The organism is Truepera sp. (genome assembly GCA_032027045.1).
GTDB lineage: Bacteria > Deinococcota > Deinococci > Deinococcales > Trueperaceae > JAAYYF01.
Genome location: JAVSMU010000001.1, coordinates 1,196,704 through 1,220,619, shown reverse-complemented (window position 1 = coordinate 1,220,619; position 23,916 = coordinate 1,196,704). Strand labels below are relative to the sequence as shown.

Sequence of the window (23,916 nt, the reverse complement as noted above, 5' to 3'; positions counted from 1 at the left end):
TGAAACCCGTCGCTCGCCCAAGTTTGGAACCCATCAACGGGCTGCTCGAAGTGGAGTTGGTGTGAACAGCGAACCGGATAGCAACCAGCTACTTCGCCTCTTGAAGAGTGTGCCGCTCTTCCGTGACGCCCCGGAGCGGGCGCTCGAGATAGCCGCGGCCGCCGTCCGGAAGCGCGTTTACGAGCCCAACGCCACCGTTTTTCAGGAGGGAGACCAGGGCGAGGCGCTCTACATCGTCTCGGCCGGGCTCGTGAAGCTGTCGAAGGTCGACCTCGGGGGCCACGAGAAGACGCTGGCCATCCTCCAGTCGCCCGAGTTCTTCGGCGAGATGGCCCTCCTCGGCGAGACTACCCGCAGCGCCACCGCCACCACCCTCGGGGAGATGCACGCCTACCTGCTCTTCAACGACGACTTCCGCAAGCTCATTGCCGACTACCCGGCCATCAGCCTCAACCTCAACGCCACCCTGGCCGAGCGCCTGCGCGGCATGGACGACGAGTCGCAGATCCTCTCCTACAAGGACGCCCAGGGCCGGGTGGCCTACGTGCTCCTCAGGCTTTATCAGGGCGGCGTCGTGGAGCGCGAGGAAGACCGGCCACTCGTGCGCCTCACGCATCAGGAACTTGCGAACCTGGCGGGCACGTCACGCGAGACCGTCACGCGCGCACTCAAGGCGTTGGAGGCCGAGGGGGTCATCGAGACGCGGCCGAAGGAAGTGTTCATCACCGATCCGCAAGGCCTGGACGAGATCCTGCACGGCATCCGCTAACGTTCTGCCAAGTCGGGGGATAAGGCCGCGCGTGAAGCGGCTGGGGATCGCGCGGGTCGGGTTCCGCCCACGGAATCAGGCCGCGCGGGTAGCGCCCGCTGTCCGCTTGGCGAGCCGCGCCCGCAGGTGCGGCTCCACCTCCGGCCAGTCCAGGTCGGTGATGCCGTACACCATCGAGTCGCGCACGTAACCGTCCTTGGCAACCTGATGCCTGCGGAGGACCCCCTCGAAGCGTGCGCCCAACGCGAGGATGGCCCTCTGCGAGCGAACGTTGCGGGTATCGGTGTGGATCTGGACGCGGTGCATGCCGAGGGAGTCGAAGGCGAACCCCAACAGCAGCAGCTTGCAATCGACGTTCACGCCCGTCTGGAAGAGCGTCGGGTCGTACCAGGTGAAGCCGAGTTCGCACCGACGGTGCCGGATGTCGACCTCGCTAAGGCGGCTGGTGCCGATGACGCGGCCGGCTGCATCGAGCACGGCCACCGGGTGCGCCGTGCCGGCCGCCCGCTGCGCCAGCACGGCGCCGAAGTACTTCTCGGCCTCGGCCTCCGTGGTCGGGGTGGACGTCAACCTGAACTCGTCGGGGTTGGAGAAGGCGATCTCCAGGAGCGCCGGCAGGTGCGCCGGCGTCAGGGGCTCCAAGCGCACCAGGCTCCCTACCAACACGGTGTCGGTCGGCAGGCTGACCGTGGCGCTCACCTGACTACGCGCGGGGTGTCAGCGGCGAGCTTCGTGTCCTGGTCGAGGTCGAGGTCGAACGGCACGATCTCGGCGTGATCGACGAGCCTTTGCACGCCTACCAGACTACCGATGACTACCCCGTGTGTCACCACCACCAGGGTGTTGAAGCGCCGGTAGCGCCTCAACACGGCCACCACCCGCTGGCGCACCTCCTCGATGGACTCCCACGGCGCGTTCTCCTCCAGGCGCGTGCCCGACAGGCTCTGCCGGGCGCGCTCGAAGGAGTTCGGATCGAGCTCGGTGAGCGGGTCCTTCTGCGGCAACCACTCGTGGAGGTCGTGTTCGACGTATAGCGGCTTGTTGATGGCGCGGCTGAGCAGCGCGGCGGACTCCAGCGCCCGGGTGTAGGTGCTGCACAAGATCGCCTCAGCCTCCTCGAGCCGGTAATCGCGCGCGATCGTGTCGATCTGTAGGCGGCCCAGGGCGGTAAGCGGGGCGAAGTCCTTCGCCCAACCCTTGGCGCCGCGCGACTCGACCAGATTCCAGTCCGTCTCGCCGTGGCGAACGAAGTAAAGCCTCAACTCAGGGCCTCGCAGAAAGTGTAGTCGTGTGCGGACAGCGGGCGGGTACTCGTCATCGGCAGCAGGTCCTCCACGCGGCGACCGAGCAGAACGGGGATCGGCCGAGCGACCCCGCCCGCGCTCACACGCTGACACCAAGTTAGCAGCGCACCAACTCCGGGCTCTGTTCGAATGTTTACTCGACCTCCAGAGCCAACCAGAAAGCGCGTCCCACCCGGTTACAATCACCGTATCGCCATGGACGTCGCTCCCCTCTACCGCAACGTGACGCTGGCCGTAGCCTCGGCTCCATTCGTGAAGTCGGTCATCAGCCGCTACGGCTGGCGCGTGGGGGTCGGGCGGTTCGTGGCCGGTGAGGACGTCTCGAGCGCCGTTCCGGCTCTACTGGCCATCCAGCAGAGTGGCCGCCGCGTCATCCTGGACCTGCTCGGCGAGGCAGTGGGCAGCGAACGGGGCGCGCGGGCGGTCGCCGACGAGATCGAGGACTGCCTGGTGGTGACTCAGGCGGCCGGCGTGGAGCCGTACCTCAGCGTCAAGCCAACGCAGCTCGGTCTCGGCGTCAGCCCCGAACTCGCGTTCGAACTCGCAGACCGCGTGGTGCGCCGTGCACTGAGCCTGGGCGGCCACGTGTGCCTCGACATGGAGAACGTCCCTTTCGTGGGCGGCACGCTCGACCTGTTTGAACGCCTGCGCGAGGCCGGGCACCAGGGCGTGAGCACCGTCTTGCAGAGCTACTTGTACCGGACGCCGGAGGACCTCGAACGAGTGATCGAGCTGGCCAAGCGCTACTCGGGCGTTACGGCCTTGCGGCTGGTCAAGGGCGCGTACAACGAGGCGCCCCAGGACGCCATCCCCGACGTGCGCAAGGTGGACGACGCTTACCGCACACTCGCCTTCCGCGCACTCGAGGCCGGGCTCAAGCTGAACATCGCCACCCACGACGAGGCCCTGCTGCGCGAACTGCTCGCGTACGCCCGTGGCGCCAGGCTCGGACCGGAGCGCTACGAGGTGCAGATGCTCTACGGCGTACGGCCGCAACTGCAGGAACGGCTGACGGCCCAAGGGCACCCCGTGCGCGTGTACGTACCGTTCGGCGCGGACTGGTACGGCTACTACAGCAGGCGGCTGGCGGAGCGGCCGGCCAACCTGGCGTTCGTGGTGCGCGGCCTGTTCGGCTAGCACCCCGGTAACGCCCCGCAATGCGGCCTCGTTGCCGCTCTCGCGAGAGGAGAAAGCCCATGCTATTCGAGCCATACAGAAACGAACCGTTCGCGGACTTCACCGACCCCGCCACCCTGACGCGCTTCCGAAGGACGCTGGAAGACGTACGGGGCCAACTTGGCAAGGACTACCCCCTGACCATCGACGGCGAACACGTCACCACCGGTCAATACCTGGAGTCGCGCGACCCGTCGCGCAAGGATCGGCTGGTCGGGCGCGCCACCAAGGCCGGCCCCCGCGAGATAGAACTGGCCATCGACGCCGCCTGGCGGGCCTACGAGGGCTGGTCGCGTTGGAGCATGGAGGACCGCGCCCGCCTGCTCGTCAAGCTGGCAGCCATCATGCGCCGCAGGCGCGAGGAGCTGGCCGCCTGGGAAGTGTTCGAGGCTTCCAAGAACTACCTCGAGGCCATCGCGGACGTCGCGGAGGCCATCGACTTCTGCGAGTACTACGCCCGCATGGCGCTCACCCACGCCGCGCCGCTACACTCCTACACCCATGCCGGCGAGGAGAACACCACGGTGTTCCAACCTATGGGCGCCGGGTTGGTCATCCCACCGTGGAACTTCCTCTTGGCCATCCTGGTCGGCACCACCGTCGGGCCCGTGGTCGTCGGCAACACCGTAGTGGTCAAGCCCTCCCCCTCCACGCCGATCATCGCCGCCAAGTTCATGGAGCTGGTGGCCGAGGCCGGCTACCCGCCCGGCGTCATCAACCTGTTGACGGGCGACGACGCCGTGCTGGGCGACGCCCTGGTCGACCACCCGCGTGTGCGCTTCATCAACTTCACGGGCTCCGTGGGCACCGGCACGCGCATCTTCGAGCGCGCCGCCAAGGTACAGCCCGGCCAGACGTGGCTCAAGCGCACGTTCCTCGAGATGGGCGGCAAGGACGCTCTGATCGTCGACGAGACGGCCGACCTGGAACTGGCCGCCCAGGCCGCGGTGACCAGCGCCTTCGGCTTCCAGGGCCAGAAGTGCTCCGCCATGAGCCGCCTGATCGTGGTGGACGAGGTTCACGATGAGCTGCTGGAGCGCGTCAAGTCGCTGACCGAGAAGCTGACGATCGGCCCGGCGGACGAGAACCCGGACGTCGCCCCTGTGATAAACGAGCGCCAGTACCAGAAGATCCTCGGCTACATAGAGTCGGGCAAGGCCGAGGCGCGCCTGGTGACGGGCGGCGGCCCAGCCGCCGGCGACGGCTGGTTCATCCAACCGACGGTATTCGCCGACGTGCCGGTGGGCGCCACTATCGCCTGCGAGGAGATCTTCGGGCCCGTCATGGCTGTGCTGCGCGCCAAGGACTTCGGGCACGCGCTGGAGATCGCCAACGGCAGCATGTACGCCCTCACGGGCGGCGTCATCAGCCGCAGCCGGGAGAACCTGGCGCGCGCCCGCGCCGAGTTCCAGGTGGGCAACCTCTACCTCAACCGTAAGATCACGGGCGCCCTCGTGGGCGTCCAGCCCTTCGGCGGCTTCAAGATGTCGGGTTCCAACACCAAGGCCGGCGGCCCGGACTACCTCAAGAACTTCATGGAGATGAAGACGACCACCGAGCGCTTCTAGGCCAGAACCATCGAGGCCGGTTCCGGTCCCCAGGCTGGTTCCGGTCCTAACCCCGGATCCGGTCCTCGGGCCGCCGCTGACACCGTCACGGCCAACGGCGCCGCGGCTGCTCACCGGTCGTCAAACGCCGGCCGCCAGGCGCAGCATGATGACGAGGTGGCAACCCCATCCCGCCAGCACGAAGAGGTGCCACAGCTCGTGATAGCCGAACGTCGCCGGCCACAGCCGGGGGCGCTTCAGCGCGTAGACGACCGCGCCCACGCTGTAGAAGAAACCGCCGATCCCGAGCCAAATCATGTTCTCCAGCCCTAGCGCCTTCGCCACGGGCACGATGGCCACGACCACCAACCAACCCATGGCCAGGTACAGCGCAGTGCTCAACCAGCGCGGGGCGCCCAGCCAGAACGTCTTGAACAGCAACCCGCCGACGGCGAAGAGCCAAACCAGCCCGAACAGCCACCACCCCCAGGTGGCGAACTCGGGCTGCATGGCCACCAACGCGATCGGCGTGTAAGAACCCGCGATGAGACCGTAGATCGCGCCGTGATCCATGCGCCTGAGCCAGCGTTCGAGGCGCGGGCCGGCGAAAACGGAGTGCAGCGCCGTGCTGGCGCTGAAGAGCACTACGGAGGACGCCCCATAGATGAGGAACGCCACCAGCGCGGTGGTGCTCGACCTGGCCATGACGACCAGGACGATAGTGGCGGCCAGCGACAGCACGGCGCCTGCTAGGTGAGTCAGCGCGTTCACCGGCTCCCTGAGGAACCCGTGCGAGCTTGCCTGAGAGGACGTACCCATATGGGCCAGTCTAGGGCCCAACACGTAAGGCGACCGTAACGACCGTAGGTTCAGGCGCGCGCGGGTGCCCTGACGACGCAGCCGAACGCACCCGAAACGAAATCCGTAGGTTCAGGCGCGCGCGGGTGCCCTGAGCGGCGCTCGCGCCACTCGGCGGCGGCCGCGCCACTCAGCGCTCGAGCGGCAAGTTGGCGGGCGCCTTCTTCCTCGCCGGCAGCACGTAGCGCGCGCCGGTCCAGAGCAGGATGATGCCGAAGATTATCTGCAGCGGCCTCTCGGGGGTGAGCAGCGCGAGCTTGCCGCCCCCGAACGCCCCGATGGCGACGCCGATTATCAGGCCCAGCACGAGCCGCGCGTCTATGCGCCTGTTGCTGACGTGCACGGCGGTCCCGGCTATCCCGGCCGGGATCATGACGGCGAGGCTGGTTCCCTGCGCGAGGTGTTGCTCCAGGCCGAATGCCAGTACCAGCAACGGCACGATGAAGGCGCCCCCGCCTATCCCGAGCAGGCCCGTGAGCGTCCCCGACAGGAGCCCCAACAAGACCGCGGCGGGCAGGCGCCAGGCGCCGCCTATCCCCTGCCCGCTCACCTCTAGCCCGAAGATCAGGCTGATGGCCGCGGCGATGAGCAAGAGGCCGAAGATCCGCTTCAGCACCCCTGCCGGCACCCGGGCCGAGTACGCGGCGGCGAAGGTGGAGGTGATCACCGCTGCGATGGCGACGGGAACGGCTATGCCCCAGTCGAGGGCTCCCCCACTGGCGTACGCCCAGGCGCCGATGAGCCCGGTGAAGACGACGGCGACCAGGCTGGTGGCGTGCGCCTTGTGCTGGCTCACCTTCGCCCACCCGGTGAGCAGCGGGATGATCACGACGGCGCCCCCGAGACCCACCATGCTGCCGAAGAACCCACCCGCGAGGCCGATGACGATAGCGCGACCGGAAAGTGACATCACGCGCTACCCTACACCCAGGAAACGACGTGGGTGAGCGCCCCCCGGCCCCTCGCCGCCAGGTCAGGCCCGGCAATCACGGCCGCCGGACGCTGCCGCAGCTCCCTCGCCACGCCGCCCCGTATGGTTAGGCATGTTTCGGCCAGTCACGAATCCAGCGGGCGAGCTCCCCGACCTCTCCCGGTTCGCCGCCGTCCTGTTCGACCTCGACGGCGTCCTCACCCCCACCGCCACCGTGCACATGCGCGCGTGGGAGGCCCTCTTCGCCGACTACCTAGGGGCGCATGCGGGCGTGGCGCCCTACGGCACCCAGGACTACTTCGACCACATCGACGGCAAGCCCCGTTACGAGGGCGTGGCTGAGCTACTACGGTCGCGGAACATCGAGCTGCCGTGGGGTGGGCCCAACGACCCGCCCGAGGCCGACACCGTCTGCGGCCTCGGGAACCGGAAGAACGTCGTCTTCCAACGAGTGCTGAGCGAGGAGGGAGTGACCCCGTACCCCGGGTCGTTGGCGCTGCTGGAGCGGTTGGAGGCCAGCGGCACACCCATGGCCGTGGTCTCGAGTTCCAGGAACGCCGTCAACGTGCTGGCCGCGGCCGGCCTGGCAGGCCGCTTCCCCGTCGTGGTGGACGGCGCCCTTGCTGCCGCCGAGGGGCTTGCCGGCAAGCCGGACCCCGCCACCTACCTGGCCGCCGCGCAGCGGTTGGGGGTCCCGGCGGGGCACGCGGTGGTGGTCGAGGACGCACTCTCGGGTGTGGAGGCGGGGCGCGCCGGAAACTTCGGCCTGGTGGTGGGCGTCGACCGCGGGGCCGGAGCCGACGAGCTGGCAGGCGCCGGCGCCGGGCTGGTGGTGGCGGACCTGGCGCCCCTCGCCGAGGCCGTGGCGACCCCGCCGCTCGACAGGCGCCTCTACCCGGTCGACGAGTGGCGGCTGGTGGAGAGGGCCCGCCCTTCCGCAGAGCGGCGCGGCCAGGCCGAGACGCTCTTCGCGCTGGGTAACGGCTACCTGGGGCTGCGAGGCAACGGCGAGGAGGCGGGATCCGCCTACGAGCACGGCACGTTCATCAACGGCTTCCACGAGACCTGGCCCATCACTTACCCGGAGGCGGCCTACGGCTTCGCGACCGTCGGGCAGACCATCCTCAACCTGCCCGACGCCAAGACCATCCGCTTACGCGTCGGTGACGACGAGCTCGACCTGGACACCGCCGAACTCGACGACTACGAACGCGCCCTCGACATGGCGGGGGGCAGCCTCGAGAGGCGCCTCCTGTGGCGCACGCCGAGCGGCAACCGCGTGGCAGTCAACTCGCGCCGGTTGGTCAGCTTCAGTGACAAGCACCTGGCCGCGATGGAGTACACGGTCACCCTGCTCGACGCCGACGCCCCCGTGGTGATCACTTCGTCGCTGGTCGACCGGCAGGACGAGCCGGGCGCCACGGCGGCTACCGCGCCACCACCCGGCACCGCCGAGTTCGACCCGCGCAGGGCCGAGGACATGAGGGGTGCGCTCGTGCCGCAGCGTCATGGGGAGGTGGGGGGCCGCCCATTCCTTGCCCACGCGACGCGCAACTCACGCCTGGGGGTGGCCGTCATGCTCGACCACCGTTTGGTAGTTGACACTCCCTTCGAGGCCACCACCACCGTCTCCCCTACGCAGGCAAAGGTCACTTTCGAACTGCACGGCAGGCGCGGGGCAAGCACCACGCTTCACAAGCTGGCCGCCTACCACGACGGCGCAGCCGACCGGGTCGACGACCTGGTGGCGGCCTGCAGCCGCACCCTCGACTCCGCGGCGGCGGGTGGGGTAGGCGCGCCGGTGGACACGCAGCGGCGGTGGCTCGAAGAGTTCTGGGCCGACGCCGACGTGCGCGTGACGGGACAACCGGCCGTGCAGCAGGCGCTGCGCTGGAACCTGTTCCAACTGGCGCAGGCTTCGGCACGCGCCGACGGGCGCGGCATAGCCGCGAAGGGCGTGACCGGCAGCGGCTACTCGGGGCACTACTTCTGGGACACGGAGATCTACGTCCTGCCGTACATGATGCATACCCGCCCCGCCGTCGCCGAGGCGGCGCTCTCGTTCAGGCACGCCATGCTGCCGGCCGCCAGGCGCCGCGCACGGGTGATGGCCGAGGAGGGCGCCCTGTTCCCGTGGCGCACCATCAACGGCGAGGAGGCTTCGGCCTACTACCCCGCGGGCACGGCGCAGTATCACATCGACGCCGACATCACCTACGCCGTTGCCAAGTACGTAGCGGCAACGGACGACCGTGCCTTCGCCGAGGGCCACGGGGCGGACATCGCCGTGGAAACGGCCCGCATGTGGGCTTCCTTGGGGTACTTCGAGGCCGGACCCCCGGAGTCGTTCCACATCAACGGCGTGACCGGGCCCGACGAGTACAGCGCCGTGGTGGACGACAACTTCTACACCAACGTGGCCGCGCGCTTCAACCTGCGTTTCGCGGCCGACATGCTGGAGGAGCTCGCGCGAACGGCGCCCGAAGCCGCCGCTGCGCTCATCGCACGCCTGGGAATCGAGGACTCCGAACCGGCGTTCTGGCGCCGCGCGGCCGACTCAATGCACGTGGGCTTCGACGCAGAGCGCGGCGTGCACCTCCAGGATGCGCGCTTCATGGACCGCGAACCGTGGGACATACCCGCCACGCCACCCGACAAGCGCCCGCTGCTACTTCACTACCACCCGCTGGTCATCTACCGCCACCAGGTCTTGAAGCAGGCCGACCTGGTGTTGGCGATGTACCTCTACGCGCTCGAGTTCACGCCAGCAGAGAAGCGCGCCGCCTTCGACTTCTACGACCCGCTCACCACCGGCGACTCCACGCTGTCGGCGGCCGTGCAGGCGATCATGGCCGCCGAGGTAGGGCACCACGACCTGGCGGCCGACTACTTCGAGCGCATGCTCTACGTCGACCTGGCCGACAAGCACGGCAACGCGGCCGACGGCGTGCACATCGCCTCCGCCGGCGGCACGTGGCAGGCGGTGGTGGGCGGCTTCGGCGGCATGCGCGACGACGGGGGCCGCCTGCGCTTCGACCCCCGCCTCCCGGCTGGCTGGGAGGCGCTGGAGTTCAAGCTGCGCTGGCGCGGCGCGCGCATCAGGGCCAGGGTCACGCGCGACGCCATCTCGCTTGCTGTCGAGACGCCTGGGGCGCGAACCTACGAGGCCCTCACCCAGGTGGAGGTGCGCGGTGAACCCTACTCGCTCTCGGCCGCGGAGCCGCTCGCCGTTCCTTTGAACGACAGGAGCGCCGCGCCGGGCTAGGGACCGCCACGGCCGCTGCGGGCCGCCACGAGGGCATCGCAACGCCAATGCAGGGCCGGAGCTTGTCTCGCAGTACGGACAATGCGAAGTTTCATCATCGGCCCAGCCACCCGGTGTCATGCTGATTCGATGTAGAACACGCGGATCGCCAGTGGGAGCGCCCCAAGGCAGTCGCCGCGTGCCGCCCATCCTCGGAGGTCCCCCGGCCGTCTCATGTTCAAGTCGCAGGCAACCCGCATCACCGTACTCGTCGCCGCCGTCGCCGCCTGCGCCGTGCTGCTGCACGTTGCCGGCCCGGGGAACTTCGTGCTGGTGTACAACTTCTACTTCGTCATCTTGCTGGCCGCCTACTGGTACTCGGTCCGGGGTGGCGCCCTCGTCGGCGCCCTATCCGGCTTGGCGGCTAGCCCGTTCCTCATCGCCTCAACGCCGAGCGAGTATGGCGCCGGCGCCTGGGCCGTCAGGATGGGCTACTTCGTCTCCATCGGTCTCGTCTCCGGCCTCATGAGGCGCAAGCTCGCCAGGCGCCGCCTGACCCTGGAGGCCAACGTCACAAACCTCTCGCGGACGTACGCCCGGACGCTCGAAGCGCTGACCAAACTCTTGGAGAGCCACGACGAGGAGACGTCCGGTCATTGCGAGCGCGTCGCTTACAACGCCCTGAGGCTAGGCGAGCGCCTTGGCCTGCGGCCGAGGGATCTCGAGACGCTCTATTGGGCCGGTTACCTGCACGACGTCGGCAAGCTGGCCACCCCGGCCAAGATCCTGCTCAAGGCCGGGCCGCTCACCCATGAAGAGTACGAGGTGATGAAGCAGCACGCGGCCGTGGGCGCCGACACGCTGATGAACATCAACCCCGAGTTCCACGTCATTTCCGAGGCCATCCGCTCGCATCACGAGCGTTGGGACGGCCGCGGCTACCCCCGTAGCCTGGCGGGCACGCAGATCCCCATCTTCGGTCGAATCCTCGCGGTGGTCGATGCCTTCGAGGCGATGACCAGCGACCGTCCCTACCGGGCAGCCATGCCCACGCGCGAGGCAAGCCTCATACTTCAAGAAGGGGCCGGTTCCCAGTTCGATCCCGCCATCGTCGAGGTCCACCTCCAGCTCCTCGCCGAGGGCATACTTCACACGCAAAAGCAGAACGGCGAGCACACCGGCATGGGGCTGCCGGAGTTCTTCAACGCCGAGCTGCTCGAACGCGTGGCAAGCTGAATCCCCGCCCGGATCTCGTCCCGGGCGGGGAGACTCTTGGAGCCAATGGTCGGATTTGAACCGACGACCTGCCGATTACGAATCGGCTGCTCTACCGCTGAGCTACATTGGCGCGGGCGCTCGGCCTCGGCCGCTTGCGTAAGGCGGAACGCCGCCCGCCCTCTCGGGGGTGGCGGCGCCCACGCTCTCTGGTGGCCAGGGGCAGAATCGAACTGCCGACACTGCGATTTTCAGTCGCATGCTCTACCGACTGAGCTACCTGGCCTCGCCTTCGGGCCGGGCGAGCGTGCCGCTTCGGCAGGCGCTCGCCCTGATGGCCCTCGGGTTCTGGCGGAGCCGACGGGATTTGAACCCGCGACCTTCTGCGTGACAGGCAGATATGCTAACCGCTACACTACGGCTCCGCGATGCGCCTCTGTGCCGTTCTGGTCGGTATTCCCGGCCTCATAGGCGAAGGGTAGGATACCCGGCCGGCGCGCGGCGTGTCAACGAGAGTCGGGGGCTTCAGGGGCGTGCTGGCGGACGGTGGCCGTAAGCCAGAGGGCCGGGCTCAAGGTTCGAAGCGGGGGACGCGCGCCGCCTGCCTCAGGACTCGAAGCCGGCGACGCGCGCTGCCGGATACTTTCCCACGCCGAGGCTCTCCAGGGTGCGCCGTATCGCCTTCGGCCCGTAACCCAACTCCTCGTGTTGCGCCTTCGGATCGCCGTGTGGCACGCTCACGTCGTGGACGCCGAGCCTCACCACGGGCACCGTGGAACCGATGTCGGAGAGCGCCTCCAACACGGCGCTGCCCAGGCCGCCCATGACCGTGTGATCCTCGACGGTGACGAAGGCGCGCGTCCTGGCTGCAAGCCTCGACAACAGCGCCACGTCCAGCGGCTTCACGAAGCGGGCGTTCACCACTCCCACGCGCGGGTCGTCGGCCGCGGCCTCGAGCGCGTAACCTAGAGTCGGGCCTATGCCCAGGACGAACACCTCGGTGCCGGGCTTCAGCAGCTCCCACGTGCCCCACTCGACCTCGGGCCACTCGCTCACGGGTGCCTCGGGCGCGGCTTCCACCCCGCCACGGGGCCAACGGATGGCCTTCGGGCCGCCCACGCGCAGGGCGGATTTGAGCATGCCCCTCATCTCGACGGCGTCCTTGGGCATTCCGACCATGACGTGGGGGACGCTCCTCAGGTAGGCGAGGTCGTAGATCCCTTGGTGGGTAGCGCCGTCGCCGCCGACCAGGCCGGCGCGATCGACGGCGAAGACGACGTCGAGGCCCTCGAGGGCAACGTCGTGGATCACCTGATCGAAGCCGCGTTGCAAGAACGTGGAGTAGATGGCCACGATCGGCTTCTCGCCCCGCAAGGCCAACCCCGCGCCAACTGTCACCGCCACGTCCTCGGCGATGCCGACGTCTATGTAGCGGTCCGGGTGGAGCTTGCTGTACTCGACCAGGCCGCTACCCTCGCGCATGGCTGGGGTGATGACCCAGACGCGGTCGTCGCTGCTGGTCAACTGATCGGCGGCGGCGCCGAAGGCGTTCGACCAGGTGTAGCTCTTGCCCTTGGCCACGGGGTGCAGCGGATCGAAGCTGGAGGCGCCGTGCCACGTGATGGGGTCGGACTCGGCCACCTTGTAGCCCTTGCCCTTGCGCGTCACCACGTGGAGCATGGTGGGCCCGTCGAGCTCGCGGATCTTGCGCAGGTAGTAGAGGAGTTGCGCGATGTCGTGGCCGTCGATGGGGCCCACGTAACGCAAGCCCATGGCGTGGAACGGGTTGTTGCTGGCCGGATCGAAGAAGCGCCGGGTGGCCTTCTTGGCCCGGCTGGTCAGGTCGGCGAGCGGCTCCCAGACTCGCGTGAGGCGTTGCTTGGCGCGGTCCTCGGCCTTCTGGAACCACCCCTGCACCTGCAGCGTGCGCATGTAGTGGTTGATGGCGCCGACGTTCTCGCTGATCGACATCTCGTTGTCGTTCAGCACTATCAGCATACGCGGCTTCAAGTGGCCGATCTGGTTGAGAGCGGCGAGCGCCATGCCGCCAGTGAGGGCGCCGTCACCGATGACTGCGACCACGTCGTAGTCGGCGTTGCGCGCGTCCCGGGCCAACGCCATGCCCAAAGCCGCCGCCAGGCTGGTGCTGGCGTGACCCACCGTGAGGGCGTCGTGTTCCGACTCGCTGGAGGTCGTGAAACCCGCCAGGCCGCCCGGTTGGCGGATGGTCTCGATGCGGTCCTTGCGGCCCGTGAGGATCTTGTGCCCGTAGGTCTGGTGGCCGACGTCCCACACGATGCGATCGCGAGGGGTGTCGAAGACGTAGTGCAGCGCCACGGTGAGTTCGACGGCGCCGAGGCTGGAGGCCAGGTGCCCGCCCGCCAGGGAGCATGCGCGGATGATCTCGCTGCGCACCTCCTCCGCCAACAGGGGCAGCTGCGCCGGCCTCAGTCGCTTGAGGTCCGCGGGCTGGTCTATGCCCGTCAGGAGCCCTTCCGGTGGGGTCGCGCTCATGGACTCTGAGTCCCTACCGGACCGACGTTCGTGCTCACGAGCACTTGGCCGCTGCGCAGGCGCACGTCGCCGAAGTACGGGGTGAACCAGGTGGTCTGTTTCAGCTCCTCCTTGATGCCGCCGTTCTCGTCGGTGGTCCGGCTGGTGAAGTCGATGACGAACACCTCGATCTCGCCGGCGGGGACCGTCACCTTGCGCTTGTCGACGACGATGTAGCTGTAGTCCACCTTGACGTCGAGCGTCTGCTTGCCCTCCTGGGCGCTGATATGAACGTTGGTGGTGCCCGTCCACAGCTCACCGACGCGCAGGCTGTTGGGCGCCGGGTACTCGTGAAGCGGCGGGTCGAACTCGTACGTGGTCCCGAGGCGCTCCTGACGCTTGAGCCACACCCCGTCGGGGCGGACCTGGCGGTAGCTCATCTCGTCCAGGCCGCGGCCCCGCGCGTTCCAGGCCACCCAGACCTCGCCCTCCAAGACGGTGGGGCCGAGGATCTGCACGGTCGTGGTCGGGTCGGTGAGGCGCGCTCCGTTAGGCAGGTACTGCCAGGTGGCGCCCGTCTGGTTCGGGTAGTAGGTGATGGGCTCGGTGAGCTGAGCCACACCCACTCTCTTGGTGTCGTCCGTGGTGGGGGCGCAGGCGGCCAGCGTGAAGGCCACGAGGGCAAGTAAGGCGGCAGCCCGGGTCTTGTTGCGCATGGCCCGAGTCTACCGCGCCCTCACGCGGGAATCACTTACCGATGTCCGTCCGGTACTGAGCGCCCGGGAACTCGATGCTCGCAACCACGTCGTAGGCCGCGGCGCGCGCGGCCGCGGCATCTTGCCCGACGGCCACCACGCTCAGTACGCGGCCGCCACTGGTCGAGTAGACGTGCGGTTGGTCCACCGGCACCATGCCGCCGGCGAAGACGTGCACGCCGTGCGGCAGCCGGCCCGGCAGGCGTACCTCCACGCCCCTTACGGGCGCCTCCGGGTAGCCGGGGGCCGCCAGCACGACGCAGGCGGCGTGCGCGTTGCGCCAGGTCACCGGCGCGCCGGCCAGCCGGCCTTGCGCCACGTCGAGGAAGAGCCGGGGGGCGCTCGAGGCGAGGAGTGGCAGCACCGCCTGCGCCTCCGGGTCGCCGAAGCGGACGTTGAACTCGAGCACCTTGGGTCCGGCGGGCGTGAGCATGAGCCCGACGTAGAGCACCCCCCGGTAGAGCATGTCCTCCTCACGGACGCCCCTGAGGACGGGTTTGACGATGCCGTCCTCGATCTGCCCAAGGAGCCCGGGATCAGTGAGGGTCACCGGCGCCACGGCTCCCATGCCGCCCGTCATCGGCCCCAGGTCGCCGTCGCGCAGGCGCTTGTGGTCGCGCGCCGGCGGCAGGAGCCGGTAACCGCTCTCGTCCACGAAGAGCATGACGGTCAGCTCGGCGCCCGTAAGGAAGTCCTCGAGGATCACCTGGGCGGCGGACCGACCTTCGAACACGGCGCGTACGGCGGCCTCCGCCTCCGCGCGGGTCTTCGCGACGGTCACCCCCTTGCCGGCCGCCAGACCCGAGTCCTTGACAACGATCGGGACCGGTTGCTGGCGCAGGTGGTCGAGGGCGGGGGCGAGTTCGTCGAACGCCGCGTACTTTGCCGTGGGCACGCGCCAGCGCTCCATGAAGGCCTTGGCGAACGCCTTGGAACCCTCCAGGCGCGCAGCGGCCATGGAGGGTCCGAAGACCGGGACGCCCGACTGCCGGAGGATGTCCGCGAGGCCCGCCACCAGCGGCGCCTCGGGCCCCACCACCACGAGTTCGGGGGCGCTGCTCAGCACGGCCTCGGCTAGCTGCTCAACGGTCCCCCCCGCCTCGAGCATGGCGACCTCGGCGGCACCCTGCCGCAGGGCCCAGGCGAGCGCGTGCTCGCGCCCGCCGGTTCCGACGACCACGACCTTCACGGCAACTCCCCGCTAAGGAGGCGCCTTACGGCCTCCGGGTACGCCTCGTGCTCGGCATTCAGCGTGCGCTCGGCGAGGCTGTCCACGTCGTCGTCCGGCAACACGGGCACCCGGCGCTGCAAGATGATGGGCCCCGAGTCGACCCCCGCGTCGACCAGGTGAACAGTGCAACCAGACTCGGTGACGCCCGCCCGCAACGCCTGACCGTGCGCGTCTAGGCCGGGAAAGGCCGGCAGCAGGCTCGGGTGGACGTTCAGGAGCCGGCCCGCCCACGCCTCGGTGAACCCGGGCGACAAGAGCCGCATGAACCCTGCCAGGCACACCACGTCCACGCGCGCCGCGAGCAGCCGTCGCTGCGCTTCCGCCTCGAACTCGGGGCGGCTGCGCCAGGGCACGTGGACCGCCTCCACGCCTTCGCTCGAAGCCCGCTCCAACGCCCGGGCATCCGGACTGTTACTGAGCACCAGCACCACGCTGCCCAGCGCGTTGTCCGCGGGGAAGGCCTCGAGCAGCGCCTGAAGGTTGGAGCCGCGGCCCGAGGCCAGGACGGCCAGTCGGGCGGGTCTCGTAAGCGGGAACCTCACCGGCCTGGTCTCACTCGCGGTCCTCAAGCGGGGCGCAACCGTTCCGGGTGGAGCTTGGTGAAGTAACGCTTGACGCCCCCGACGGTCATGGCCGCGTCGGAGGTGACCCTGTAGCGCTGCCTGATGCCCGGCAGGGCGCCGTCGGCCGCCAGCTCGGCGTCTTCGAGGGTCCGGATCCTCGCCACCAGGGCTGCGTCGTCCTCGCCGGCGTTCATGCCCCCCAGCACCTCCTCGCTCCACACGCGGTTGCGCTCCAAAGTGAGGCGCAAGTGGGCCGCGGCGGCCTCGGCACCCGCCACCGGACCGAAGTGGGTGAGGATCAGCCGCTCGGGCCGCGCTTCCAGCATCCGCTTCACGCTGCCCTCCCAGGCGTCCAGGTCGAGGTCGGGCGGGGGCAGGGCGGGGCGCAGGACCCCGGAACCAGCCAGCTTCACCCCGGCGCTGTCGCCGGTGAAGAGCGTGCCGTCGTCCAGCAGGTAGCTGACGTGGTGCGAGGCATGCCCGGGGGTGTAGATGACGCGCACGCGCAGGCCGCCAACGTCGACCTCCTCGCCGCCCGCCACCGCAGTGACGGAGGCGGCGGGCACCGGCCGCATGTGGCCCCAGAGAACCTCCAGGGAATCGCCGTAGACGCGCAGCGCGCTGGCCATCAGGCGGCTCGGGTCCACCATGTGAGGCGCCCCCACCTCGTGAACGACGACCTGGGCGTCGGTGCCGGCCACCAGGTCACCCGTGGCCGAGGCGTGGTCCAGGTGGATGTGGGTGAGGAGGACGTAGCGCAGCTCCGCCGGGTCCAGCCCGGCGCCCTCCAGGCCGGCGAGAACCGCCGCCCTCGTGCTGCCGGGGCCACTCTCGACCAGTGCGAAGCCGCCTGTGGGCAGGGGCAGCGCGAAAACCGCTATGGTTCCAGGGTTGCCGCAGTGCCCGGTATCGAGTTGCAACACCCCGCCCCCGAGGTCGCGCACGCGCGGGTAGTCGGGCGGCACTACCCCGCCGGCGCCGGCGCCCCCACGCAAGGAGGCCGGATCGAAGGGCTCCGGCACGCTCACGCAGCGACGACCTGGTTCACGAGGGTCCCGATGCCCTCCACCGTGACCTCTACCGTGTCGCCCACCCGCAACGGGCCCACGCCCTCGGGGGTGCCGGTGAGCACGACGTCGCCGGGGCCCAACGTCATGAAGCGGCTGATGTAGGAGAGGACTTCCGCGACCGGGAAGATCATGTCTGCCGTGTTGCCGTCCTGCTTGACCTCGCCGTTCACCCGGAGGGTGACCTGCAGGTTCGTCGGATCGAGGTCGGTCTCGACCCAGGGCCCCACCGGGCAGAAGCCGTCGGCCGACTTGCCCCTCACCCACTGCAGGTCTGCGCGCTGCTTGTCGCGCGCCGTCACGTCGAGGGCGCAGGTGTAGCCCAACACGTACTGCAGCGCGTCTTCGGGGCTCACGTCGCGCATCTCGCGCGCGATCACTACCGCCAACTCGCCCTCGTGCTGCAGATCGCCCGTCCAGCTGGGGTAAGGCACGTCGTCGCCCGCGCCGGTAAGGGTGTTGAGGCCCTTCAGGAACAGCCCCGGCTCGGTAGGCAGGCCGGCCTTGTCGTTGCCCATCTCACGAATGTGGGCGGCGTAGTTGCGGCCGACGCAGATGATGATGCTCGGATCGCATGGGGGCAGCAAAGACACGTCGCTGAGCGGCACCGTGTGCCCGCTGGGCGAGCCGAGCATGCCCGTGAGCTGGTGGATCATGCCGCCCTCCAGCTCGCCCCAGTGAACCCCGTCGAAACTCCTGTAACGAACACGTTGCATCTTGGTCACGCCTCCTTAGGTAGTGAGCCTATCCGTGATGTCGTCCCACTCCTTCATCTGCTCGAGGAGCTTCGTCTCCAGACTGTCATGTTCCACCGCCAGCGCGGCGAGAAGCTCCGAGGCCGGCGGCGGCGGCCCGGGCGCGCTCCAATCACCCACACCCAAAGCGGCCAGGTCGGCCACGTCAAGTCCGACGGGCCTGGCCAGGAGCTCCCTCACGCTCTCCAGCCTGGCCTCGACCGCATGGATCTCCTCTTCGAGGCCCGCCAGGCGCCTGTCGAGCTGCCAGCGCGAGGGTCCGGCGGCTTCGCGCGAGGCGGGCTCGGAGGGCTTTGTCGCGGGCGGCGAGGCAGATGGCCGATATGTGGCCTCGCGCTTCCTCGCGTAATAGTCCCAGTTGCCGCGGTAGTCGGTGAAGGTCCCGCCTTCCACCTCCCAGACGCGAGTAGCCAGTTTCGCAAGGAACCGCCGGTCGTGGGACACGAGCAGCAGGGTGCCCTCGTAGGCGTTCAGCGCGTTCTCGAGCGCCTCGATCATCTCGACGTCTAGGTGGTTCGTGGGCTCGTCCAGCACCAGGAGGTTACAGCGCGCCAGGGTGAGGTCGAGAAGCGCCAATCGCGCCCGCTCGCCGCCGGACAGGTCGTTCACGCACTTGAACTGGGCCTCGTAGGGGAACAGGAAGCGGCCCAGCACGTTGTGGGCGTCGGCGTCGCCCATCCGCCGCAGCAGCTCCTCGAACAGCGTGGCCTCGCCGTCCACGCCGCGCAGGTCCTGGTCGTAGTACCCGAGCCGCACGCGGGCCCCGGTGCGGACGGCGCCCAGCGGGTGATCCGAGGTCAGCTCCCCGAGCAGCAGGCGCAAGAGCGTGGTCTTCCCCGCCCCGTTCGGCCCCACCAAGGCCACGCGCTCGCCCTGCCTGAGTTCCAGCGTGACGTCGTCCAGCAGCCGCGTGCCGCCGAAGCTCTTGCTCATGTGTTCTGCGGTGAGGACGATGGCGCCGCTCGGGTCGCAGTCGAAGGTGAAGCGGGTGGTGCGCTCGGCCCTCGCGAGCTCGTCGACCATGTCGGCCTCGTAGCGATCCGCGCGCTTCTCCATGGCCTTCGCGCGGCGGTGAAGCTTGGCGCTCTGCCCCGCCCAGCGCTTCATCTGGTCGGCCGCGGCGTCCAGGCGCTTCAGCTCCCGCTCCTGGTTCGAGCGCGTCAGGGCCTGAATGCGTTCCGCTTCCAAGCGCGCCGCGCGGTACTCCGTGGGGTTGCCGTTGCCTACTCGCAACTCGCCCCGGCTGACCTCGGCCGTCCGGCTGCAGGCGCCGTCGAGGAAGGCGCGGTCGTGCGAGACGATGAGCGCCGCCCCCGGGTAGCGTGACAGGTGGCCCTCGAGCCACGTGCGCATCTCGATGTCCAAGTGGTTCGTCGGTTCGTCGAGCAGCAGCACGTCAGGCTGCGCCATCAGCAGCTGGGCGAGGCCCAGTCGGGTACGCTCGCCGCCCGAGAGCCGCGGCACCGGGTCGTCGTGGCGGCCGCGGAAACCCAAAGCGTCCAACACCGCGTCGCGCCGCGCCCTACGCGCGTAGCCCCCGCGTCGCTCGAAGGTGGCGTGGAGCCCCTCCCAAAGGTGGTAGCGGTCGGGGTCGTCCAGGCCCGCGGCTTCCAACGTGGATAGGCGCGCCTCCAGCTCGTCGAGTTCGGCGAACGCACGCTCCGAGACGCTCAGGACCGTGTCGGCTTCGCCGAACTCTGGATCTTGGTCCAACATGGCCAGGCGCGTGTCGTCGGCCTGGAACACGGTGCCCCTATCGGGCTCCTCGACGCGCATGAGGAGCTTGAGCAAGGTGGACTTCCCGGAACCGTTGCGGCCGATGAGCGCCGTGCGGTCGCCGTCCCTCAGCTCGAGGGTCGCGGCGTCAAGTACGACCTGCTCGCCGTAGACCTTCTCGACGGAATGAAGCGCGGCCAGGAGCATGCGGCAACCAGTCTACCGCCCTTCCAGGCCGCGCTCCCGTCGCCCATCCACGGGCCAAAACCGGTCCTACTCGAAACGGATGTTGTTCTCGGTCTCCATGTCGAAGGCGTGGAGGTGGCTCAGGCGCGCCAGCAACTCGACGTTGTCGCCAGGCTTGACGGCGGCGTGGGAATCGACTCGCGCGACGATGCTCTGGTCGCCGCCCACGGAGGCGATGATGTGGGTCTCGGCGCCGAGCGGTTCGACCACGTCGACCACGGCCTTGATGACGTTGTCGCCCTCCGGGATGTCGGTGTAGCCCTTGAGGTCGATGTCTTCGGGGCGCACGCCCACGAAGACCTTCTTGCCGTTGTGCCGGGCCAGCTTGGACGCCAGGGCGGCATCCGGCTTCAGATCGAACTGCGGGCTCTTGAGCCGGCCGTCTTGCACGGTGCCGACCATGAAGTTCATCGCCGGTGAGCCGATGAAGCCGGCCACGAACTTGTTGACGGGCTTGTCGTAGAGGTTGATGGGGTTGTCGACCTGGTGGATGAGGCCGTCCTTCATGACCACGATGCGCGAGCCCATCGTCATGGCCTCGACCTGGTCGTGTGTGACGTAGACCGTGGTGACGCCGAGGCGCTGGTGCAGCTTGGTGATGCTGGCGCGCATCTCGACCCTGAGCTTCGCGTCGAGGTTCGAGAGCGGCTCGTCCATCAGGAAGACCTTCGGCTCGCGCACGATGGCGCGGCCGAGGGCGACGCGTTGGCGCTGGCCGCCCGAGAGTTCGCGGGGCCGGCGCTCGAGCAGGTGCTCGATCTGCAGGATGCCCGCGGCGTCCCTGACGCGCCTGTCGATCTCGGCCTTGGGGGTGTGGCGCAACCGCAAACCGAACGACATGTTCTGGTAGACGTTCATGTGCGGGTAGAGGGCGTAGTTCTGGAACACCATGGCGATGTCGCGGTCCTTGGGCGGAACGTCGTTGACGATGCGGTCGCCGATGCGGATGGTGCCCTCGGTGATCTCTTCGAGGCCGGCGATCATGCGCAAGGCGGTCGTCTTGCCGCAACCCGATGGGCCTACCAGGACCATGAACTCTTCATCGGCGATGTCTAGGCTGAAGTCCTTGACGGCGGTGACGTTACCGAACCGCTTGTAGACGTTCTCGAGTACTACCTCTGCCACAGTTCAGGCCCTCCTAGACCACAGGATGCTTGCTAGCGAGAGAATAGCATGCTGCGCTGCGAGCGACCCGAAGGGCATACAGGCGTAGTACTTTCTCAAGCGCCACTTCCCCCGAACCGCGCAGCCCGCGCCTCGGCCGCGGCGTCGCCGCGCGGAAGCCCGGAGTCCGGCCATCGACCCCGCCGCCCGAGCCTCGGCTAGCGACCCTAGGCCGGCGCCCGGGCCGCACTCCCGAACCAGCGGCGCTGCAGCGCCAGCGCCACGTTGACCAGCCCGATCATCACGGGCACCTCTATGAGGGGCCCGATGACGACCGTAAACGCCACCGCAGAGCCGATGCCGAACACCGCGATGGCCACGGCGATGGCGAGCTCGAAGTTGTTGCTGGCGGCCGTGAACGCGAGCGTGGTGCTGATGGCCCCGTCGGCCCCGAAGCGCCGCCCCATCCAGAAGCTCACCAGGAACATGACGACGAAGTAGAGGGTCAGCGGCAGGGCGATGCGCGCCACGTCGAGCGGCAGGCTGAGGATGGCGCCGCCCTTGAGGCTGAACATGATCAGAATCGTGAACAGCAAGGCTGCCAGCGTCAAGGGGCTGATGAAGGGTAGGAAGCGGTTCTCGTACCAGTCCTCCCCCTTGGCGGGTATCAGGATCACGCGGCTCAGGACGCCCGCGGCGAAGGGCACGCCCAGGTAGAGGAGCACCGCCCGCGCGACCTCGCCCATGGAGATCGCGACCAGGTGACCCTGCAGTCCCAGCGCCCGGGGCAGGACGGTCGCGAACAGGTAGGCGTAGGCGCCGTAGAACAGGACTTGGAAGATACTGTTGAGCGCGACGAGGCCGGCGGCGTACTCGCGGTTCCCGCCCGCCAGGTCGTTCCAGACAATGACCATGGCTATGCAGCGGGCCAGGCCTATGAGGATGACTCCCACCATGTACTCCGGGCGGTCGCGCAGGAGCAGCACGGCAAGCGCGAACATCAATAGCGGACCGAGGACCCAGTTCTGCACCAGGGAGAGCAGGAGCACCCGGACGTTGCCGAACACCGCCGGCAGGCGCTCGTAGCGCACCTTGGCCAAGGGCGGGTACATCATGAGGATCAAGCCGATCGCGATGGGCACGTTGGTGGCGCCGACCTGCACGCGTTCGAGCGCGCCCTCGATGCCGGGAACCAGCGCCCCCACGGCCACGCCGAGCGCCATCGCGACGAAGATCCAGAGCGTCAGATAGCGGTCCCGGACGCTCAATCCGGGACCGGCAGTAACGGTATTGCTCATCAGGCCTTGGGAGCCTACTCGGGCACGCGGAACATGAAGCGGAAGTGGATCTGGTTCGGGTGATCCTTCCAGGTCAGGATGGCCTGGCGGTAGAGGAACGGTTGCTCGTCCGCCTCGCTGTAGTCCTTGTTGCGATAGAAGGACGGGTAGAGGTCGATGACGTGCCAGCCGGGAGCCCAGCTCGCGGTGAACGGCACCTGGACGTCGCCGTTGGTGCTGAAGCCGCAGGCGTAGCCGAAGTAGACGTTGTCGATCACGATGGCGAAGATGTTGTCGGTCTGGGTCCAGCCGACGCCCTTCATGTGGAGCATGATGTCGGTACCGAAGGGGCCTTCGGCCGGATCGAGCGAGATGGCGATCGGGGTGATGTTGAAGAGCGTGGTGGCGAGGACCTCGCCGCCCGCGCTCGCCTCGAGCCTGTGCTCGCCCCCGAGGACGTCGGGCGTCTCGAAGGGGAGCGTGAAGGCCCCGCTCGCGTCCGTGGTCACCTTACCCACCTTGACCATGGCGGCGCCGTAACCCGCCAGTGTCACGCGGGAGCCGGCCATGTTGGTGAAGGCGAGGTCGAGCGCCGTGTTTGGCGCGAAGCCTTTGCCGTGGATGTGCCCTTCCGTGTACACGCCGGAACTGACCGGGTCGGTCCAGATTGCCGGGCCGGTCCCCGTCGGCTCGGTGCCGGCGATGGTGGCCGGGCCCTGCGTCTTCATTTCGGGTGGCATGACGGGTTCCCCGTCGGTGACGGTGAAGGTGAACTCCGGTTCGGGCAGGTAGGCGTAGGGCGAGGAGGCCAGCGCCAGGTAGGGCGAGTTGAAGGGCGCGTTGCGGAGTTGCACCAGGTGCTTGCCGACGCGGCCGGCGGCGGGGATGGTGACCACGGCGGTTCCCTGGGTCTCGACGGCCGTGACGAACCCGGTGATGGCGTTGTCGTACATGACGGCGTACCAGCCGGCGACGTTGTTCAAGATGTCGAGGCCGGTCACGGTGAGGGTTATGTCGGAGCCGACGGGCCCGCTCTCGGGCGTCATGCTGGCGCTCATCGCGACCTTGAAACCGGCCTTGTTGACGTTCACGCCGTCCTCGCGGACGTACACGTCGTGCGTGCCCCCGAAACCCTCGGGCACCGTGAAGTCGGCGGCGAAGGTGCCGTCGGCGCCCACTTGCGCCGTGGTCAGCAGCACGTCGTTCTCCTCGAACTCGCGGCCCGAGAAGGTGCCGGTGTACTCGCCGTCCTTCATCTCGAGCTTCCACTTGCCCTTGAAGGCGCCCCAGAAGATCTGGAGTTCGGCGCCGGCATCGAAGCCGCTGCCGGTGAGCGTGGCGTGGGCGCCGACGACGCCGTGGTCGGGGCTGAGGTCGACCTCGCCGACGATGCCTTTCGGGAAGGTCGCCTGGGAGCTGGCGGCATCGCCCTGGGCGAAGGCGGCGCCGAGGAGCATGCCTACGAGCGACAGGAGGGCGACGAGCTGGACCCAGCGTCCGCCATGGCCCGTGCCTTTGGTGATTGGTGAGTCATCCATGTGTTCACTGCTTTCATGTGCCTTGCTGCTGGAAGCGTTGGACGCCGCCGCAGATACTCGAGAGGCGGGCGTACTCAGAAGGCGGGCACTGGCGAGGGGGCACTTGCAGAGAAGTGCACGTATCAGG

At 68.6% G+C, this 23,916-nt stretch carries 19 protein-coding genes and 3 tRNA genes; 5 read left to right on the top strand and 17 right to left on the bottom strand.

What is annotated here, in order from left to right:
• The first annotated feature begins 61 nt into the window (after nucleotides 1-61).
• On the top strand, nucleotides 62-769 hold the full coding sequence (locus tag ROY82_05565; protein MDT3681931.1) for a Crp/Fnr family transcriptional regulator: 708 nt from the start codon (nucleotides 62-64) through the stop codon (nucleotides 767-769).
• A gap of 75 nt (nucleotides 770-844) precedes the next feature.
• On the opposite strand, the gene ROY82_05560 is transcribed toward ROY82_05565, so the two are convergent.
• The gene (locus ROY82_05560) at nucleotides 845-1,468 is read right to left on the bottom strand and encodes a GNAT family protein (GenBank protein MDT3681930.1); all 624 of its coding nucleotides are present in this window, start codon (nucleotides 1,466-1,468) and stop codon (nucleotides 845-847) included.
• Nucleotides 1,465-2,031, bottom strand: coding sequence for a histidine phosphatase family protein (locus tag ROY82_05555; protein ID MDT3681929.1), 567 nt, complete (start codon nucleotides 2,029-2,031; stop codon nucleotides 1,465-1,467). Before ROY82_05555 ends, ROY82_05560 begins: the two co-directional genes overlap by 4 nt.
• A gap of 237 nt (nucleotides 2,032-2,268) precedes the next feature.
• Between ROY82_05555 and ROY82_05550 the strand changes: the two genes are divergently transcribed.
• Entirely contained in the window at nucleotides 2,269-3,210 is a 942-nt protein-coding gene (locus ROY82_05550) for a proline dehydrogenase family protein (protein ID MDT3681928.1), read from the top strand.
• A 59-nt stretch (nucleotides 3,211-3,269) separates the two neighbouring features.
• Complete coding sequence (gene pruA / locus ROY82_05545; GenBank protein ID MDT3681927.1) at nucleotides 3,270-4,817, top strand: L-glutamate gamma-semialdehyde dehydrogenase; 1,548 nt, start codon at nucleotides 3,270-3,272, stop codon at nucleotides 4,815-4,817.
• A gap of 120 nt (nucleotides 4,818-4,937) precedes the next feature.
• Here the strand turns inward: pruA and ROY82_05540 are convergent, their stop codons facing one another.
• Nucleotides 4,938-5,615, bottom strand: a complete 678-nt coding sequence (locus ROY82_05540; protein ID MDT3681926.1) for a hemolysin III family protein — start codon at nucleotides 5,613-5,615, stop codon at nucleotides 4,938-4,940.
• A gap of 169 nt (nucleotides 5,616-5,784) precedes the next feature.
• Entirely contained in the window at nucleotides 5,785-6,564 is a 780-nt protein-coding gene (locus ROY82_05535) for a sulfite exporter TauE/SafE family protein (protein MDT3681925.1), read from the bottom strand.
• 133 nt (nucleotides 6,565-6,697) lie between these two features.
• Between ROY82_05535 and ROY82_05530 the strand changes: the two genes are divergently transcribed.
• Both ROY82_05530 and ROY82_05525 read left to right on the top strand, forming a co-directional pair.
• Nucleotides 6,698-9,850 carry an HAD-IA family hydrolase gene (locus tag ROY82_05530; protein MDT3681924.1) on the top strand — a complete coding sequence of 1,051 codons (3,153 nt, stop codon included), beginning with the start codon at nucleotides 6,698-6,700 and terminating at the stop codon, nucleotides 9,848-9,850.
• Between the two features lie 213 nt (nucleotides 9,851-10,063).
• Entirely contained in the window at nucleotides 10,064-11,065 is a 1,002-nt protein-coding gene (locus tag ROY82_05525; GenBank protein MDT3681923.1) for an HD domain-containing protein, read from the top strand.
• A 37-nt stretch (nucleotides 11,066-11,102) separates the two neighbouring features.
• Here the strand turns inward: ROY82_05525 and ROY82_05520 are convergent.
• From ROY82_05520 to ROY82_05460, 13 genes are all read right to left on the bottom strand, one after another.
• Nucleotides 11,103-11,177 (bottom strand) — tRNA-Thr (locus ROY82_05520).
• 77 nt (nucleotides 11,178-11,254) lie between these two features.
• Nucleotides 11,255-11,330, bottom strand: a tRNA-Phe gene (locus ROY82_05515).
• Nucleotides 11,331-11,393: 63 nt separating this feature from the next.
• Nucleotides 11,394-11,469, bottom strand: a tRNA-Asp gene (locus tag ROY82_05510).
• A gap of 181 nt (nucleotides 11,470-11,650) precedes the next feature.
• Nucleotides 11,651-13,558 (bottom strand): 1-deoxy-D-xylulose-5-phosphate synthase, encoded by a 1,908-nt coding sequence (gene dxs / locus ROY82_05505; GenBank protein MDT3681922.1) that lies wholly within the window; start codon nucleotides 13,556-13,558, stop codon nucleotides 11,651-11,653.
• Complete coding sequence (locus ROY82_05500) at nucleotides 13,555-14,253, bottom strand: hypothetical protein (protein ID MDT3681921.1); 699 nt, start codon at nucleotides 14,251-14,253, stop codon at nucleotides 13,555-13,557. Before ROY82_05500 ends, dxs begins: the two co-directional genes overlap by 4 nt.
• A 31-nt stretch (nucleotides 14,254-14,284) precedes the next feature.
• Complete coding sequence (gene purD, locus ROY82_05495; protein ID MDT3681920.1) at nucleotides 14,285-15,481, bottom strand: phosphoribosylamine--glycine ligase; 1,197 nt, start codon at nucleotides 15,479-15,481, stop codon at nucleotides 14,285-14,287.
• Nucleotides 15,478-16,065, bottom strand: coding sequence for a phosphoribosylglycinamide formyltransferase (purN, locus tag ROY82_05490; protein ID MDT3681919.1), 588 nt, complete (start codon nucleotides 16,063-16,065; stop codon nucleotides 15,478-15,480). Before purN ends, purD begins: the two co-directional genes overlap by 4 nt.
• A 23-nt stretch (nucleotides 16,066-16,088) precedes the next feature.
• Nucleotides 16,089-17,114: an MBL fold metallo-hydrolase gene (locus ROY82_05485; GenBank protein MDT3681918.1), complete on the bottom strand. Its 1,026-nt coding sequence runs from the start codon at nucleotides 17,112-17,114 to the stop codon at nucleotides 16,089-16,091.
• Nucleotides 17,111-17,869, bottom strand: coding sequence for a fumarylacetoacetate hydrolase family protein (locus ROY82_05480; GenBank protein MDT3681917.1), 759 nt, complete (start codon nucleotides 17,867-17,869; stop codon nucleotides 17,111-17,113). Before ROY82_05480 ends, ROY82_05485 begins: the two co-directional genes overlap by 4 nt.
• Before the next feature lie 15 nt (nucleotides 17,870-17,884).
• Nucleotides 17,885-19,831: an ABC-F family ATP-binding cassette domain-containing protein gene (locus ROY82_05475; GenBank protein ID MDT3681916.1), complete on the bottom strand. Its 1,947-nt coding sequence runs from the start codon at nucleotides 19,829-19,831 to the stop codon at nucleotides 17,885-17,887.
• A 66-nt stretch (nucleotides 19,832-19,897) separates the two neighbouring features.
• Nucleotides 19,898-20,995: a sn-glycerol-3-phosphate ABC transporter ATP-binding protein UgpC gene (gene ugpC, locus ROY82_05470; GenBank protein MDT3681915.1), complete on the bottom strand. Its 1,098-nt coding sequence runs from the start codon at nucleotides 20,993-20,995 to the stop codon at nucleotides 19,898-19,900.
• Nucleotides 20,996-21,201: 206 nt separating this feature from the next.
• Nucleotides 21,202-22,272: an ACR3 family arsenite efflux transporter gene (gene arsB / locus ROY82_05465; protein ID MDT3681914.1), complete on the bottom strand. Its 1,071-nt coding sequence runs from the start codon at nucleotides 22,270-22,272 to the stop codon at nucleotides 21,202-21,204.
• A 14-nt stretch (nucleotides 22,273-22,286) separates the two neighbouring features.
• Nucleotides 22,287-23,789 (bottom strand): hypothetical protein, encoded by a 1,503-nt coding sequence (locus tag ROY82_05460; protein ID MDT3681913.1) that lies wholly within the window; start codon nucleotides 23,787-23,789, stop codon nucleotides 22,287-22,289.
• Between the last annotated feature and the right edge of the window lie 127 nt (nucleotides 23,790-23,916).

What these genes read in the sequence shown, in the direction of transcription:
- ROY82_05550 (MDT3681928.1), top strand. Translation starts at nt 2,269, where the DNA reads ATGGACGTCGCTCCCCTCTACCGCAACGTGACGCTGGCCGTAGCCTCG.
- ROY82_05500 (MDT3681921.1), bottom strand. Translation starts at nt 14,253, where the DNA reads ATGCGCAACAAGACCCGGGCTGCCGCCTTACTTGCCCTCGTGGCCTTC.
- ROY82_05480 (MDT3681917.1), bottom strand. Translation starts at nt 17,869, where the DNA reads ATGCAACGTGTTCGTTACAGGAGTTTCGACGGGGTTCACTGGGGCGAG.
- pruA (MDT3681927.1), top strand. Translation starts at nt 3,270, where the DNA reads ATGCTATTCGAGCCATACAGAAACGAACCGTTCGCGGACTTCACCGAC.
- dxs (MDT3681922.1), bottom strand. Translation starts at nt 13,558, where the DNA reads ATGAGCGCGACCCCACCGGAAGGGCTCCTGACGGGCATAGACCAGCCC.
- ROY82_05460 (MDT3681913.1), bottom strand. Translation starts at nt 23,789, where the DNA reads ATGGATGACTCACCAATCACCAAAGGCACGGGCCATGGCGGACGCTGG.
- ROY82_05475 (MDT3681916.1), bottom strand. Translation starts at nt 19,831, where the DNA reads ATGCTCCTGGCCGCGCTTCATTCCGTCGAGAAGGTCTACGGCGAGCAG.
- ROY82_05535 (MDT3681925.1), bottom strand. Translation starts at nt 6,564, where the DNA reads ATGTCACTTTCCGGTCGCGCTATCGTCATCGGCCTCGCGGGTGGGTTC.
- ROY82_05525 (MDT3681923.1), top strand. Translation starts at nt 10,064, where the DNA reads ATGTTCAAGTCGCAGGCAACCCGCATCACCGTACTCGTCGCCGCCGTC.
- arsB (MDT3681914.1), bottom strand. Translation starts at nt 22,272, where the DNA reads ATGAGCAATACCGTTACTGCCGGTCCCGGATTGAGCGTCCGGGACCGC.
- ROY82_05540 (MDT3681926.1), bottom strand. Translation starts at nt 5,615, where the DNA reads ATGGGTACGTCCTCTCAGGCAAGCTCGCACGGGTTCCTCAGGGAGCCG.
- ROY82_05530 (MDT3681924.1), top strand. Translation starts at nt 6,698, where the DNA reads ATGTTTCGGCCAGTCACGAATCCAGCGGGCGAGCTCCCCGACCTCTCC.